This window comes from Gemmobacter nanjingensis (genome assembly GCF_014652195.1).
GTDB classification, from domain to species: Bacteria; Pseudomonadota; Alphaproteobacteria; order Rhodobacterales; family Rhodobacteraceae; genus Gemmobacter; species Gemmobacter caeni.
Genome location: NZ_BMYI01000010.1, coordinates 63,602 through 77,253, shown reverse-complemented (window position 1 = coordinate 77,253; position 13,652 = coordinate 63,602). Strand labels below are relative to the sequence as shown.

Below are 13,652 nucleotides of genomic sequence, written 5' to 3'. Positions count from 1 at the left end.
CCATGACCATTGGATCACAGATCGCCTGGGACGATACCGTCCTGCCCTTTCAACTCGACCTGTCGGACATCCGCGGCCGTATCGCGCGGCTGGACGGTGTTCTGGAGCAGGTTCTGAAGCAACATGCCTACCCGCCGCAGATCGAGGCGCTGGTCAGTGAAGCGACACTGCTGACCGCGCTGATCGGGCAGACAATCAAGCTGCGCTGGCGGCTGTCGCTGCAAATCCGCGGCACCGGCGCGGTGAAGATGGTGGCGACCGATTACTACGGCCCAACCGAGGGGGGGGAGCCTGCGCGGCTGCGCGCCTATGCCGATTTCGATCCCGATCATCTGCCCGAAGTCGAACGCCCCTTCGATCTGCTGGGAGAGGGCTATTTCGTCATCGTGATCGACCAGGGGCAGGGGATGACCCCCTATCAGGGCATCACGCCGCTGACCGGCAATTCGCTGGCCGACTGCGCGCAAACCTATTTCGCGCAGTCCGAACAGCTGCCGACGCGGTTTGCGCTGACCTATGGTCAGGTGCAGACGCCGGGCGGCGCGCCGCATTGGCGGGCCGGTGGCGTGATGATCCAGCACATGCCCAAGGCTTCGCCTTTCGCGGCGGATCAGGGTGGCTCGGGCGAAGGCGGTCTGCTGACCGCTGAAGACATTGTTGACGGCGAGGATGGTGAAAACTGGACCCGCGCCAACCGTCTTCTGGAAACGGTGGAGGAGATGGAACTGATCGGCCCCGCCGTCTCGCCGACCGAACTGCTGGTGCGGCTGTTCCACGAGGAAGGCCCGCGCGTCTTTGATGCGCAGCCGGTGCGCTTTGGCTGTTCCTGCTCGGCCGAAAAGGTGCGTTCGTCGCTGGGGATCTATTCGCAAAAGGATCTGCGGCATATGACGACGCCGGAAGGCATCGTGACAGCGGATTGCCAGTTCTGCGGCGCGCACTACGAGTTCGACCCGCTGACGCTGGGCTTCGACGCGCCGAAGGCGGCCCCGGATGGGGCCTGAGGCGCTACTGGCTGCACTGGCACGGTCCTCGGGGGAAAGTTCGGATTTCGATCTGAACCCGGGGACCGTGCTGCCGCCGGGCCGTAAACTGCGGCCCGCTGCCGTGCTGATCGCTGTGTGCGAAGGCGCGGGCGGGCCGTCGGTCCTGTTGACCAAACGGGCGTCGGGGCTGAAGCACCATCCCGGCCAGATTGCCTTTCCGGGGGGCAAGATCGACGCGGGCGATGCCTCGGCCGAGGCGGCGGCTTTGCGCGAGGCGCAGGAGGAAGTGGGGCTCGACCCCGCACTGGTGCGTGTGCTGGGCCAGCTTCCTGCGCATGAAACGGTGACCGGCTACACGGTTGTGCCGATCCTTGGGCATATTCGCGCCGATTTCACGCCGGTTCCCGAGGCAGGCGAGGTGGAAGAGGTGTTCCGCGTACCACTGGCGCATCTGGCTGATCCGGCGAATTTCCGGGTGGAACGGCGGATGTGGCGTGGGGTCTGGCGGCGCTATTATGTCGTGCCCTATGGACCCTATTACATTTGGGGCGCTACGGCCCGGATGTTGCGCGGCCTGGCCGAGAGGATCGCATGAGAATCACCGGTCCTTGGATCGACGCGCCGGAAACGCAAGGAGTTTGCGCGGCGTTGACCGGGGCAGGCGCGCAGGCGCTTTTCGTCGGTGGCTGTGTGCGCAATGCCCTGCTGGGTGCCGCGGTCAATGACATTGACATTGCCACCGATGCGCAGCCCGAAACGGTGGTCAGGCTGTGCGAGGCAGCGGGGTTCCGCGTGGTGCCAACCGGGATCGAGCATGGCACGGTCACCGTGGTTGCCAAAGGTGTGCCGCACGAGGTGACAACCTTCCGTCGTGACGTGGAAACCGACGGCCGCCGCGCCACGGTCGCCTTTTCCACCGATGTGGCAGAGGATGCCGCGCGGCGCGATTTCACCATGAATGCACTTTATGCCGCGCCCGATGGCGTGGTGATCGACCCGCTGGGCGGCTTGCCCGATCTGCTGGCACGGCGACTGCGTTTCGTGGGCGAGCCAGAGCAGCGCATCCGCGAGGATTACCTGCGCATCCTTCGCTTCTTCCGGTTCCATGCCTGGTATGGCGACCCTGCGCAGGGGATCGACACGGATGGTCTGGCGGCCTGCGCCGTGCTGGCCGAGGGGCTGGAGATGCTTTCAGCCGAACGGGTTGGGGCCGAGATGCGCAAGCTGCTGGCCGCGCCCGACCCCGCGCCCTCTGTCGCTGCTATGGCACAGACCGGAATCTTGCAGCGGGTTCTGCCCGGCGCTGACCCGACTGCGCTGGCGCCGCTGGTGCACCTGGAGGCCGGGATATCGCCACGCTGGATGCGGCGGCTGGCGGTGCTGGGTGGCGAAGCGGTCGATGACCGCTGGCGCCTGTCGCGGGCGGAAAGCCGCGATCTGGCCCTGTTGTTGCCTGCGGTGCACGAGGGGGGCAGCGCCGCGGTGCTGGGTTATCGGCTGAAAGCCCTCGCCGCCGATGCCATTCTTGCGCGGGCCGCGATGCTTGGGCATCCGCCCGGGCGGGGCTGGCAGGCCGAGGTCGCGCGTGGCGCGGCTGCCGTGATGCCGGTGCACCCTGCCGACCTGATGCCGCAATATCAGGGGGCGGAGCTGGGCGCGCGGCTGAAGGCGATCGAGGCGCGCTGGCTGCAATCGGATCTGCGGCTGGACCGGACGGCGCTTCTGTCCCCCTGAAACGCGAAACGCCCGCAGCCATCGGCTACGGGCGTTCCGTTAAGCTGTGCGAAAGCTCAGCGACGCAGGCCCAGACGCGAAATCAGCGACTGGTAACGGCCTTCATCCTTGCCCTTCAGGTAGTCCAGCAGCTTGCGGCGCTGGGCCACGAGCATCAGAAGGCCACGACGCGAGTGGTTGTCCTTCTTGTGGGTCTTGAAGTGCTCGGTCAGCGTCGCGATGCGCGACGACAGGATCGCAACCTGAACTTCCGGCGAGCCGGTGTCGCCTTCTTTGGTCGCGTATTCCTTGATCAGACGGGCTTTTTCTTCCACGGTGATCGACATCGGGATCTCCTTTGCAGGTTGGTGTGACGGCACAAGCCGGGATGTCGTCCAGCAGGGCCCTTGGTTCCGCCTTGCGGCGGATGCGGGCGTATAGGAGAAAATCGCCCGCAAGGGAAGATGGATTCGCCCGGACGGATCATTCCTAGTTTAACCAAATTGCAAGAAACCATCGCGCCCGCGTGGCGCGCTTGCCCGGATTGTGCCATGATCGGCGCGCTGAATCTTCTGCAATGACAGGGGCTTGCGCGGAATATTGGTTAACGCCGGGCGGGCATTTCGGGGTTCGTGGGGAAACTGGCCATGTTGGGGCTGATCGGGTTGCTGGGCGCCTTGAGCGCGGGTCTGATGCTGGATGCGTTCGTCGCGCGACCGGAGGCGGAGGATGACCCATCCGCGAATGACGAGGATTCTCCCCCGGATGACACGGCGGAGAGTGATTCTTTCGCGCATGGCGATTTACTCGACCCGGCCACCGCGCATGCCGCCCCCTCAGCGGATGCCGCGCCGGAGGCGCCTGCGGTGGTTACCGGAGGGCCGGGGGATGACACGCTGACCGGCGGGGCCGAAGACGATGTGATCCATGGGCGGGGCGGTCTGGACCAGATCGTGTCGCGTGGGGGGGATGACAGGGTCGGAGGCGGTGCCGGACAGGATTATCTTTATGGCGGGCGCGGGGATGACACGCTTGCGGGTGGTTCCGGCGACGATCTGCTGCGCGGCGAGGCGGGGGCCGACTCGCTGTCCGGTGGCAGTGGCAATGATTTCATCGCGGGTCACGGCGGGACCGATACGCTGGCAGGTGGGCGTGGCGACGATTCGTTGATGGGCGGCAGCGGCAATGACCTGTTGCAAGACGATCTGGGCGACGACTGGCTGAACGGAGGTTACGGCGAGGATACCCTGTCGGGAGGCTATGGCGCCGATACGCTTGATGGCGATGCGGGAAATGATCTGCTGATCGGCCATGACCCGCAGGCGCCCCAGGATGGCGATGCCGATTTCCTCAATGGCGGGCAGGGTGACGATACGATGGTGGCCGGGGCGGAGGATTACCTGACCGGCGGATCGGGGGCCGATACCTTCCGTCTGGGCGACTGGCTGGAGGAAGGCGACGGCGCGCGGATCATGGATTTCAATGCGCATGAGGATGTGCTGGAGGTGCAATACGATCCCGAGGCGCATCCTGACCCGGTGCTGGAACTGCATGCCGATCCCCGGACCGGCGACGTAGCCCTGCATCTGGATGGCAAGCCCCTCGCCATCGTGGCGAATGGCGCCGGGCTGGATCTGTCGCAGATCAGGCTGGTTCCGCAGGCGGCGTAATTTCCCATGCCTGCACGGTCTGTGCCAGCGGCACATAAAGTGGATGGCGCGGCTGCCCGGCGAAGGTCAGGCCCAGATGCGCGACCTCTGCCCCACTGGCGCGCAGCAGCGCCAGAACCGCCGCATCGCGCCCCATCAGCCCGCCATGGTTGCCCCAGCCGCAGACTGCCGATCCCGAGACCCGCGCCGCCCAACGCAACAGCCGGTCGTTCAGCGGGCCAACCGGATCGTCGGCGCGTTTCAGATCGGCGGGTTCCTTGCTGCGCAGCGCAAACAGGTTCACCACGGCAAAGCCACCGGCTCCGCCCATCCGCGCCCGTTTCTCGCAACGCGCAAGCGTCTGGTCATTTTTGCGTTCCGTCGCGGTGGAGGGGTTGAGCATGACAAACAGCATCAACCGCCCCGCGCCCCAGCGACGGCTGAGATAGTAGCGGTACAGCCCGCAGCGCGAATAGGCGGCGCGCGATTGCACGCCCGCCTCGGCATGGCGACGGATCAGCAGCATCGGCTTACAGGTTGAACACGCGGCTCGGGTGCAGCTCGCCCGACTGGTAGCTGCCCACCGCCACCGGCTTTCCCCGATACGAGGCCCAGGCCGTTTCCCCGAACTCCACCCCCGAGGCGATGACCATGCCGGGATTGCCATTCTTCAAACGCGCCGCGCCTTCCGGCGTGGCGGGCAATTCCGGCAGATCGGCAAGCCCGAGTTCCAGCGGCAGCAGCAGTGTGTCGATTTCCTCGCTGCGCGCCAGCCGCTCGATTTCGTCAAGGCTTACGCCCTTGTCCGCCTCGAACGGGCCGGACCAGACCCGGCGCAGCCATTCCACATGGCCGCCGCAGCCCAGGGCCGCCCCCAGATCGCGGGCGATCGACCGCACATAGCCACCCTTGCCGCAGACCATTTCCAGCTCCACATGGTCGGCATCGGGGCGGGCGATCATCTCAAGGCTTTCCACCCACAGCGGGCGGGCGGTCAGATCCATCGCCACGCCGTCGCGGGCGAGGTCATAGGCGCGCTCGCCCTCCACCTTCACGGCGGAAAACTGCGGCGGAATCTGCATGATCTCGCCCCGGAACGGCGCCAGCGCGGCGGCAATCGCCGCATCTTCGGGGCGCGCGTCGAAGGACGCCAGCGGTTCGCCCTCAGCATCGTCAGTGGTGGTAGTCACCCCCAGCCGCACCATGAAGCGATAGGCTTTCAGCGCATCGGTGATATAGGGCACGGTCTTGGTCGCCTCACCCAGGGCCACGGCCAGCACCCCGGTCGCCGCCGGATCGAGCGTTCCGGCATGACCGGCCTTCTGCGCCTGAAACGCCCATTTCACCTTGTTCACGACCGAGGTCGAGGTGATGCCTGCCGGCTTGTCGATCACGACCCAGCCGGAAACCGCCCGGCCTTTCTTGCTGCGCGCCATATCCGCCCCGCTTCTTTCAGAGAACCCGCCTGCTATCCGTCCCGGGGGCAGGCCGTCAAGGCAGCGGCGCCACCAGCCCGACGATAGGCCCCATGGGGAAGCCTATATCCGCCCGTCCCAGCTCCGGCGCATAAAGGCGCGAGACCTTGCCATCGAAATACAGCGCATCGGGCAGGCCGAGTTGATCACGGAACAGCCGCGCGAAGGTTTCAAAGTTCACCGCAGCATCCGAAATGGCAAACACCGCGCGCTTGCCATCGGCGCTGACCCCTACGCCGTTGCGGATATAGGTGCTGTCGCTGCCCGGAATGAACTTCGGATGCAGCTTGCCGCCGATCACCAGCATCGGCCCGGATTGTGTGGCATAGCGACAGGCGCGCGGCGCCCTGTCGAAGCGCCGCGATTCGATGACCGCGAACCGCGTCTTGCCGATGCAGAACACGCCGTTCGGCAGCATCCCGAAATTTCCGCGCGAGGCGGGCAGCACGATCCCGTGCCGCTGCTGCCCTTTCTCGATGTAAAGCCCCACAGGCCTGCGGTCGGGATGATACATCCCCGCGTTCATTGCAAAGACCAGCGCCTTGCCTTCGGGCGCCAGCGCTGTATCCACCGCGCCGAACGACCCCAGAAGATCGCCCGCATCATCGCTGTGAAACAGCCGCAGATCGGCGCCAGCCTGCACCTCGCAAAGCGTGAAGGGGAGGCTCTCGAAGCTGGTCTGTCGGCACGGTTCTGCCAGCGCCGGGGCGGCCAGCAGACACAGCGCCGCCAACAGCTTAAGCATCGTCGCCGTCGTCGCCCTCATCCGGCGTGTCCAGATCGCGGCGCACCTTTTCATCGGCGAACAGGCGCCGCGTCTCGTCCAGCTGATCGAAGGTCGCATCGGGGCGAAAGCGCAGGTCGGGTGTGTATTTCAGCGTCAGCGCCCCGCCGATGCGGTGGCGCAATTCGGCCTTGTTGCGCGCCAGCGCGGCAATTGCATCCTCCACCGGAACCGATCCCATCAGCGGCATCACATAAGCCGTCGCCACCTTCAGATCGGGCGAACAACGCACCTCGCCCACGGTGATGGACATGCGGTTCAGATCGGGATCGTGGATCTCGGCCCGGTTCAGCACATCGGAAAGCGTGCGCCGGATCAGTTCGCCAACGCGAAGCTGCCGTTGCGAGGGGCCATCGCCCGAGGAGAAGCGGTTTTTCGACATGACTTCCATCTAAGCCTTCCCCGCCGCCGCCGCAACAGGGCTTGGCCGTCTCCGCGCTTTCACGCTATGGGAGGGCGAGCAGACAGGAGGGCGCGAGATGGACGCATTGCCGGGTATCGTCATCGCCGGGGCTTCGGGCCGCATGGGCCGCATGCTGATCGGTACGGTTCTGGCCAGCGACAAGGCCCGTCTTGCCGCTGCCATCCAACGGCCGGGGCATGACTGGATCGGTCGTGATATCGGCGAATGTCTGGGCGGCGCGCCGGTCGGCGTGAAAGTCACTGACGACCCGCTGGAGGCTTTCGCCAAGGCCCGCGCGGTGATCGACTTCACCACCCCCGCCGCCACGGTGGAATTTGCCGCCCTCGCGGCGCAGGCGCGTCTGGTCCATGTCATCGGCACCACCGGGCTTGAGCCGGAACATCTGGCAAAGATCGACGCCGCCGCCCGCCATGCGGTGATCGTGCGTGCGGGGAACATGAGCCTTGGTGTCAACCTGCTGGTCACCCTGACCCGCAAGGTCGCCGCCGCCCTTGATGCCGACTGGGACATCGAGGTGATCGAGGCGCATCACAACAAGAAGGTCGATGCGCCCTCTGGCACCGCGCTGATGCTGGGTCATGCCGCCGCCGAAGGGCGCGGCGTCGATCTGGACACCATGCGCGACTCGGGCCGTGACGGCATCACCGGCGCCCGGCGCCCCGGTGCCATCGGCTTCAGCGCCATTCGCGGCGGTGACATCGTGGGCGAACATGACGTGCTGTTTGCCGGGACGGGCGAGCGCATCGTGCTGCGCCATATCGCGACTGATCGTGCCATCTTCGCCCGTGGCGCGCTGAAAGCCGCCCTTTGGGGGCAGGACAAAGGCCCCGGGGCCTATGACATGATGGATGTGCTCGGCCTCTGAGGCCCGGCACGTCCCTGCCCATTGCTTCTTGCAAAAATACTCAAATTCCGACGCTGCCGGCCACGCGGCCAGTCGGGGCAGGGCGCCGCCTCAGAAATCGACCGCGATACCCTTCTTTTCCCAATCGCCAAAGCGCACCGGCTCCGGCCCGTCGCGCCCGCCCAGTTCGGGCGGCAGGGTCTGGTCCTTCGCGGCGCGGCGGCGTTCCTCGGCCTCGGCCAGGGCGCGCAGCGCTTCGGGTGGAAGGTCAGGCTTGTCCTCGCTCATCGGTCGGGTTCCTTGCAGGCTTCTCTGCCATGATATACGGGCGGCAGGCAGATGAACAAGGGCGGGGACGCGGGCAATGGCAAGGACGGCACGGGCGGCGGCGGTGGACATGCTGGACGGTGTGCTGGGCGAGGGCCTGCTGCTGAGCCAGTGTGAAGCGGCGCTGACCGGCCTGTCCCCTGCTGACCGTGCGCGGGCGCAGCGGCTGACGGCGCAGGTGCTGCGCCATGTCGAACCGACTGACCGCCTTCTGAAACCCTTTCTCCGCAAGGCCCCGCCGCTGACGGTGCTGAACACCCTGCGCCTTGCCACAGTGGAGCTGGTGCTGGGCGAGGCTGCGCATGGCGTGGTGAACGAGGCAGTGAACATGGTCCGCCATCACCGCCGTCATGCCGCGCTGTCGGGGCTGGTGAATGCCGTGCTGCGGCGCGTGGCGGAAAACCCCAGTTTCGGCAAGCAACCGCCGCAGCGCCTTCCGTTCTGGCTGCGCAAGCCATTGGTCGATGCCTGGGGCAAGCCCGCGGTCAGTGCGATGGAGGCTGTGCAGGCTATCCCCGCGCCCGTCGATCTGACCCTCCGTCCGGGACGGGATGTGGGGATTGAAGGGGCTGAGGCCTTGCCCACGGGCAGCCTGCGGTTTGCCCCCGGTGTGCAGGTTTCCGCCCTGCCGGGCTATGCGACCGGCGACTGGTGGGTGCAGGACGCCGCCGCCGCGCTGGCAGTGCCGCTGCTGGCGCCGCAGGTGGGCGAGCGGGTGCTGGACCTCTGCGCCGCGCCGGGGGGCAAGACCTTGCAACTGGCTGCCGCCGGGGCGCAGGTCACGGCTCTGGATGTGAACGAGTCGCGCATGACGCGGCTGCGCGACAACCTTGCGCGCACCGGCCTCACCGCCGAGGTGGTGGTGGCCGATGCGCTGGACTGGCAGCCCGAGGCCCCGTTCGATGCCATCCTGCTGGATGCGCCCTGTTCCGCTACGGGCACCATTCGCCGCCATCCCGATCTGCCCTTTGTGAAAGACGGATCGGAACTGGAGGCATTGATTACCCTGCAGGCCGCGCTGATCGACCGGGCACTGGGCTGGCTGAAGCCGGGCGGGCGGCTGGTGTTCTGCACCTGCTCGCTGCTGCCGGAGGAAGGGGAGGCGCAGCTTGCCGCCGCGCTGGCGCGTCACCCCGCCCTGCGCGTTGATGATACCCTGCCGCCCGGCGCCGACCCGGCATGGCGCGCGCCTGCGGGCGGTTTGCGCCTGCGGCCCGATTACTGGGCCGAGCGTGGCGGGATGGACGGGTTCTTCATGGCACGGCTGGCGCGCTGAACGCGGCGACCAGCCCCGGCAGCGCATCGTGATGGGCGAAAGCCGCGTCATGTGGCAGCGCCTCGACCGGGGTTTTGCGATACCCTTCGGTGAACAGCAGGAAGGGCAGACCGGCATTCTGCGCGGTTTCCGCATCGACCTCGCTGTCGCCCACGAAAATCGCCGGGCCGCCGCCCATGCGTGTCAGCGTTTCCAGCAGCGGCGCAGGGTCGGGCTTCTTCACTGCCAGACTGTCGCCGCCGATTACCGCTGCGAACAGGTTTTCCAAACCGAAATGGCGCAGCACCGCAAGTGTCGGCGCCAGCGGTTTGTTGGTGCAAAGCCCCAGCTTGCAGCCCGCTGCCTGCAACGCCTCCAGTGCCGCGCGGGTGCCGGGATAGAGCACGGTCAGCGCCTGCGCCCCTTCATAGACTTCCAGAAACCGGGCCAGCACGCGGTCGAACTCCGGCCCCTCATGCGGCAGGCCCCGAGATTCGCACAGCCGCGCCACTAGGTTCGGTGCGCCGCGTCCGACAAAGCCCTGAACCTCGGCACGGGTAAAGGGGGGCTGGCCCAGAGCGGTGAAAACGGTGTTGGCGCTGGCATGGATGTCGGGCGCGCTGTCAATCAGCGTGCCATCCAGATCGAAGATAACGGAATGGGTCATGCGGGCTCCTTTGCGGGCGGAGAATGGCCTGCCCCGGCGCCGGGGTCCAGCCCCCGGACCGGCTCACACGGGGTTTTGCGGTGACAGGGGGCGCCCGCGCGTCTATGGTGCGGCGCAAGACCCGGACACGGGCAAGGCAGGCAATTTGTGGATCAGTGAGCGGGGCATGAGGGCGGTTGCGCGCGGCGCATGGTGGGCAGAGGCTTGGGTGCAGGCGATGAACCGCCTTGCCGCCCGTAAGGCCACGCGCGCAAAGCCCGCCGCCGGTTTCGTCTCGCAGCCCGAACCCCGCACCATCGGTCTTTACGCGCGCGGCAAGCAGCTTGTTGCCGGAAACTTCCTGTTCGCAGGCCATCTGATCGAGGCGCCGGGGGCAGAGATCTGGGATATCGCCCGCCCGGGCCCCGCGTTTGAGGCTGAATTGCAGGGCTTCGGCTGGCTGGATGATCTGGCGGCGGTCGGTGATCCGGCGGCGCGCAAACGCGCCCAGGACTGGACCTTTGGCTGGATTGATCGTTACGGGCGCGGCGACGGCCCCGGCTGGTCGCCCGATCTGACCGGACGGCGGCTGATCCGCTGGATCAACCATGCCATCCTTTTGCTGGGCGGGCAGGATCGTGACCGCGCTTTGGCCTATTACAGCGCACTGTCGCATCAGATGGTGTTCCTGTCGCGGCGCTGGCAGGTGGCTTCGCCCGGCCTGCCGCGCTTCGAGGCGCTGACCGGGCTGATCTATGCGGGTCTGGCGCTGATCGGGATGGAGGCGCATGTTGATCCCGCCGCTGCCGCGCTGGCGCGGGAATGTGAGCGCGAGGTGGATGCCGAAGGAGGGATACCGACCCGCAACCCCGAGGAATTGCTTGAGGTTTTCACCCTGCTGACCTGGGCTGCCCAGGCGCTGACCGATGCCGGGCGGCTGGTGCCGCCGTCGCATCTGGCAGCGATTGAACGGATCGCGCCGACTCTGCGCGCGCTGCGTCATGCCGATGGCGGGCTGGCGCGGTTTCACGGGGGCGGGCGCGGGCTGGAGGGGCGGCTGGATCATGCGCTGGCCAGTTCCGGCGTGAAGCCCGCACCTGTCGGCGGGCTGGCCATGGGCTTTACCCGGCTGTCGGCGGGGCGCAGTTCGGTTATCGTCGATACAGCCCTGCCGCCGGGCGGGGAGGCGGGGGCCTCGGCCCATGCCTCGACCCTCGCATTCGAGCTGACGTCGGGGCGGCGGCCGCTGATCGTGAACTGTGGCAATGGCGCGCCTTTCGGCGCCGACTGGCACCGGGCCAGCCGAGCCACGCAAAGCCATTCGACCCTGTCTATCGACGGGTTTTCCTCGTCCCGCTTTGCCCATGACCGCCGCGAGGTGCTGGAGGATCGTGCCCGCATCACCCTGCTGCGGCAAAGCCATGATGCCGAGGCGCATCTGCTGCTTGCCGGGCATGACGGCTGGCGTGGCACGCACGGTCTGGTGCATCTGCGCGACCTTTCCCTGACGGCTGACGGACGTCGGCTTGATGGCACCGACATGCTGGTGGCCGATACCCCTGCCGACAAGGACCGCCTGCAAGCGGTGCTGCGCCGGACGGGGGGGGACATCGGCTTTGCCCTGCGCTTCCACCTGCACCCCGATGCGGATGCCGAAATCGACATGGGGGGCGCTGCGGTTTCGGTCGCGCTGCGCTCGGGTGAGATCTGGGTGTTTCGCCATGACGGGCAGGCGGTGATGACGCTGGAGCCCTCGGTCTATCTGGAAAAGGGCCGTCTGATGCCCCGCGCGGCGCGACAGATCGTACTTGCGGCATCTTTGCAGGATTTTCAGGCCCGGATCGGCTGGACCTTGGCGAAGGCACAGGATACTCCGCTCGCCATCCGCGATATTGACCGGGAAGAGCCCCCCTCCCGCCCCTGATCAGGAGTGTCCGATGCATACCGCCGCCGCCGCACCCGTGAACCTCGTGCCCGTGGGGCGCGCGCTCCTCTCGGTTTCCGACAAGACCGGCCTTCTGGATCTGGCACGCGCGCTGGCCGCGCGGGGGGTCGAACTGATCTCCACCGGCGGCACGGCGCAGACGCTGCGCACTGCGGGCCTTGCCGTGCGGGACGTGGCCGAGGTGACGGGCTTCCCCGAGATGATGGACGGGCGCGTGAAGACCCTGCACCCGATGGTGCATGGCGGCCTGCTGGCGCTGCGCGACGATGACGAGCATCTGGTCGCCATGGCAGCCCACGGGATCGAGCCGATCGACCTGCTGGTGGTGAACCTTTATCCGTTCGAGCAGACGGTGGCGCGCGGCGCCTCTTACGCCGACTGTATCGAGAATATCGACATCGGCGGCCCGGCGATGATCCGTGCCGCCTCGAAGAACCACAAATTCGTCAACGTGATCACCGATCCGCAGGATTACGATGCCCTGCTGGCCGAACTGAAGGCCCATGACGGGGCAACCACCTATGCCTTCCGGCAGAAGCTGGCGCTGACCGCCTACAGCCGCACCGCTGCTTATGATGCCGCTGTGTCCACATGGATGGCCGGGGCGATCAAGGAAGATACGCCGCGCCGCCGCGCCTTTGCCGGGCAACTGGCGCAGAGCCTGCGCTATGGCGAAAACCCGCATCAGAAAGCGGCCTTCTACACCGACGGCACGCAGCGCCCCGGTGTTGCCACCGCGCAGCAATGGCAGGGCAAGGAACTGTCCTACAACAACATCAATGACACCGATGCGGCGTTCGAGCTGGTTGCCGAGTTCGATCCGGCGGAAGGTCCGGCCTGCGCCATCATCAAACATGCCAACCCCTGCGGCGTGGCGCGTGGCGCGACGCTGGCCGAGGCTTATGGCCGAGCCTATGACTGCGACCGGACCTCGGCTTTCGGCGGCATCATCGCGCTCAATCAACCGCTGGACGAAGCCACCGCGCGGGAGATCACCGGCATCTTCACCGAAGTCGTCATCGCCCCCGGCGCCTCGCCCGAGGCGCGCGCGGTCTTTGCCGCCAAGAAAAACCTGCGCCTGCTGACCACCGACCGCCTGCCCGACCCGCAGGCCAGGGGGCTGGCATGGAAACAGGTGGCCGGCGGTTTTCTCGTGCAGGACCGCGACAACGGCTTCCTGCGCATGGAAGACCTGAAGGTCGTGACGAAGCGCCAGCCGACCGAGGCAGAACTGCGCGACCTGCTGTTCGCCTGGACCGTGGCGAAACACGTCAAATCCAACGCCATTATCTATGTGAAGGACGGCGCGACCGTCGGGGTCGGCGCCGGACAGATGAGCCGCGTTGACAGCACGCGAATCGCTGCCCGCAAATCGCAGGACATGGCAGAGGCGCTGGGCATCGCCGCGCCGCTGACCCATGGCTCGGTCGTGGCCTCGGACGCGTTCTTTCCCTTTGCCGATGGCCTGATCACCGCTGCCGAGGCGGGGGCAACGGCGATCATCCAGCCCGGCGGCTCGATGCGCGACGACGAGGTCGTCGCGGCGGCCGATGAACGCGGGCTGGCCATGGTTTTCACCGGCATGCGCCATTTCCGGCACTGAC

The 13,652-nt window shown here is 66.9% G+C and carries 15 protein-coding genes; 8 read left to right on the top strand and 7 right to left on the bottom strand.

The features are described 5' to 3' along the window. The first annotated feature begins 2 nt into the window (after window positions 1-2). From hslO to IE126_RS15890, 3 genes are read left to right on the top strand one after another with little or no spacing between them, the layout of a single operon-like run. Window positions 3-1,004, top strand: coding sequence for an Hsp33 family molecular chaperone HslO (gene hslO / locus IE126_RS15900; protein ID WP_054304287.1), 1,002 nt, complete (start codon window positions 3-5; stop codon window positions 1,002-1,004). After that, a complete protein-coding gene (locus tag IE126_RS15895; protein ID WP_189381573.1) occupies window positions 994-1,581 on the top strand; it encodes a CoA pyrophosphatase in 588 nt (195 codons plus the stop codon). The genes hslO and IE126_RS15895 overlap by 11 nt, the downstream gene beginning before the upstream one ends. Further along, on the top strand, window positions 1,578-2,720 hold the full coding sequence (locus IE126_RS15890; RefSeq protein ID WP_189381572.1) for a CCA tRNA nucleotidyltransferase: 1,143 nt from the start codon (window positions 1,578-1,580) through the stop codon (window positions 2,718-2,720). The genes IE126_RS15895 and IE126_RS15890 overlap by 4 nt, the downstream gene beginning before the upstream one ends. A gap of 56 nt (window positions 2,721-2,776) precedes the next feature. On the opposite strand, the gene rpsO is transcribed toward IE126_RS15890, so the two are convergent. Beyond that, window positions 2,777-3,046: a 30S ribosomal protein S15 gene (gene rpsO, locus IE126_RS15885; protein WP_054304284.1), complete on the bottom strand. Its 270-nt coding sequence runs from the start codon at window positions 3,044-3,046 to the stop codon at window positions 2,777-2,779. Window positions 3,047-3,346: 300 nt separating this feature from the next. Between rpsO and IE126_RS15880 the strand changes: the two genes are divergently transcribed. Then, window positions 3,347-4,369, top strand: a complete 1,023-nt coding sequence (locus tag IE126_RS15880; RefSeq protein WP_054304283.1) for a calcium-binding protein — start codon at window positions 3,347-3,349, stop codon at window positions 4,367-4,369. Here IE126_RS15880 and IE126_RS15875 read toward each other — a convergent pair. The 4 genes from IE126_RS15875 to rbfA are packed head-to-tail and all read right to left on the bottom strand — an operon-like array spanning window position 4,344 to window position 6,989. Next, window positions 4,344-4,874, bottom strand: coding sequence for a DUF1643 domain-containing protein (locus IE126_RS15875; protein WP_108129825.1), 531 nt, complete (start codon window positions 4,872-4,874; stop codon window positions 4,344-4,346). The two genes, IE126_RS15880 and IE126_RS15875, sit on opposite strands and share 26 nt — an antisense overlap. A gap of 4 nt (window positions 4,875-4,878) precedes the next feature. Then, window positions 4,879-5,784 carry a tRNA pseudouridine(55) synthase TruB gene (gene truB / locus IE126_RS15870; protein WP_189381571.1) on the bottom strand — a complete coding sequence of 302 codons (906 nt, stop codon included), beginning with the start codon at window positions 5,782-5,784 and terminating at the stop codon, window positions 4,879-4,881. 55 nt (window positions 5,785-5,839) lie between these two features. Further along, window positions 5,840-6,568: a phosphodiester glycosidase family protein gene (locus IE126_RS15865; protein ID WP_108129827.1), complete on the bottom strand. Its 729-nt coding sequence runs from the start codon at window positions 6,566-6,568 to the stop codon at window positions 5,840-5,842. Beyond that, window positions 6,561-6,989, bottom strand: coding sequence for a 30S ribosome-binding factor RbfA (gene rbfA / locus IE126_RS15860; RefSeq protein WP_108129874.1), 429 nt, complete (start codon window positions 6,987-6,989; stop codon window positions 6,561-6,563). The genes IE126_RS15865 and rbfA overlap by 8 nt, the downstream gene beginning before the upstream one ends. Window positions 6,990-7,086: 97 nt before the next feature. Between rbfA and dapB the strand changes: the two genes are divergently transcribed. Then, a complete protein-coding gene (gene dapB, locus IE126_RS15855; protein WP_108129828.1) occupies window positions 7,087-7,896 on the top strand; it encodes a 4-hydroxy-tetrahydrodipicolinate reductase in 810 nt (269 codons plus the stop codon). Window positions 7,897-7,986: 90 nt separating this feature from the next. On the opposite strand, the gene IE126_RS15850 is transcribed toward dapB, so the two are convergent. Beyond that, window positions 7,987-8,163, bottom strand: a complete 177-nt coding sequence (locus IE126_RS15850) for a DUF1674 domain-containing protein (protein ID WP_054304278.1) — start codon at window positions 8,161-8,163, stop codon at window positions 7,987-7,989. Between the two features lie 76 nt (window positions 8,164-8,239). On the opposite strand from IE126_RS15850, the gene IE126_RS15845 reads away from it, so the two are divergent. Continuing rightward, the gene (locus IE126_RS15845; protein ID WP_189381570.1) at window positions 8,240-9,478 is read left to right on the top strand and encodes an RsmB/NOP family class I SAM-dependent RNA methyltransferase; all 1,239 of its coding nucleotides are present in this window, start codon (window positions 8,240-8,242) and stop codon (window positions 9,476-9,478) included. Here the strand turns inward: IE126_RS15845 and gph are convergent. Continuing rightward, window positions 9,456-10,124 (bottom strand): phosphoglycolate phosphatase, encoded by a 669-nt coding sequence (gph, locus tag IE126_RS15840; RefSeq protein ID WP_189381569.1) that lies wholly within the window; start codon window positions 10,122-10,124, stop codon window positions 9,456-9,458. The two genes, IE126_RS15845 and gph, sit on opposite strands and share 23 nt — an antisense overlap. Window positions 10,125-10,290: 166 nt before the next feature. Between gph and IE126_RS15835 the strand changes: the two genes are divergently transcribed. Beyond that, entirely contained in the window at window positions 10,291-12,027 is a 1,737-nt protein-coding gene (locus IE126_RS15835; protein ID WP_229825570.1) for a heparinase II/III family protein, read from the top strand. 13 nt (window positions 12,028-12,040) lie between these two features. Continuing rightward, window positions 12,041-13,651: a bifunctional phosphoribosylaminoimidazolecarboxamide formyltransferase/IMP cyclohydrolase gene (gene purH / locus IE126_RS15830; RefSeq protein ID WP_189381568.1), complete on the top strand. Its 1,611-nt coding sequence runs from the start codon at window positions 12,041-12,043 to the stop codon at window positions 13,649-13,651. Window position 13,652: the final 1 nt, after the last annotated feature.

What these genes read in the sequence shown, in the direction of transcription:
- hslO (WP_054304287.1), top strand. Translation starts at nt 3, where the DNA reads ATGACCATTGGATCACAGATCGCCTGGGACGATACCGTCCTGCCCTTT.
- IE126_RS15895 (WP_189381573.1), top strand. Translation starts at nt 994, where the DNA reads ATGGGGCCTGAGGCGCTACTGGCTGCACTGGCACGGTCCTCGGGGGAA.
- IE126_RS15890 (WP_189381572.1), top strand. Translation starts at nt 1,578, where the DNA reads ATGAGAATCACCGGTCCTTGGATCGACGCGCCGGAAACGCAAGGAGTT.
- rpsO (WP_054304284.1), bottom strand. Translation starts at nt 3,046, where the DNA reads ATGTCGATCACCGTGGAAGAAAAAGCCCGTCTGATCAAGGAATACGCG.
- IE126_RS15880 (WP_054304283.1), top strand. Translation starts at nt 3,347, where the DNA reads ATGTTGGGGCTGATCGGGTTGCTGGGCGCCTTGAGCGCGGGTCTGATG.
- IE126_RS15875 (WP_108129825.1), bottom strand. Translation starts at nt 4,874, where the DNA reads ATGCTGCTGATCCGTCGCCATGCCGAGGCGGGCGTGCAATCGCGCGCC.
- truB (WP_189381571.1), bottom strand. Translation starts at nt 5,784, where the DNA reads ATGGCGCGCAGCAAGAAAGGCCGGGCGGTTTCCGGCTGGGTCGTGATC.
- IE126_RS15865 (WP_108129827.1), bottom strand. Translation starts at nt 6,568, where the DNA reads ATGCTTAAGCTGTTGGCGGCGCTGTGTCTGCTGGCCGCCCCGGCGCTG.
- rbfA (WP_108129874.1), bottom strand. Translation starts at nt 6,989, where the DNA reads ATGTCGAAAAACCGCTTCTCCTCGGGCGATGGCCCCTCGCAACGGCAG.
- dapB (WP_108129828.1), top strand. Translation starts at nt 7,087, where the DNA reads ATGGACGCATTGCCGGGTATCGTCATCGCCGGGGCTTCGGGCCGCATG.
- IE126_RS15850 (WP_054304278.1), bottom strand. Translation starts at nt 8,163, where the DNA reads ATGAGCGAGGACAAGCCTGACCTTCCACCCGAAGCGCTGCGCGCCCTG.
- IE126_RS15845 (WP_189381570.1), top strand. Translation starts at nt 8,240, where the DNA reads ATGGCAAGGACGGCACGGGCGGCGGCGGTGGACATGCTGGACGGTGTG.
- gph (WP_189381569.1), bottom strand. Translation starts at nt 10,124, where the DNA reads ATGACCCATTCCGTTATCTTCGATCTGGATGGCACGCTGATTGACAGC.
- IE126_RS15835 (WP_229825570.1), top strand. Translation starts at nt 10,291, where the DNA reads ATGAGGGCGGTTGCGCGCGGCGCATGGTGGGCAGAGGCTTGGGTGCAG.
- purH (WP_189381568.1), top strand. Translation starts at nt 12,041, where the DNA reads ATGCATACCGCCGCCGCCGCACCCGTGAACCTCGTGCCCGTGGGGCGC.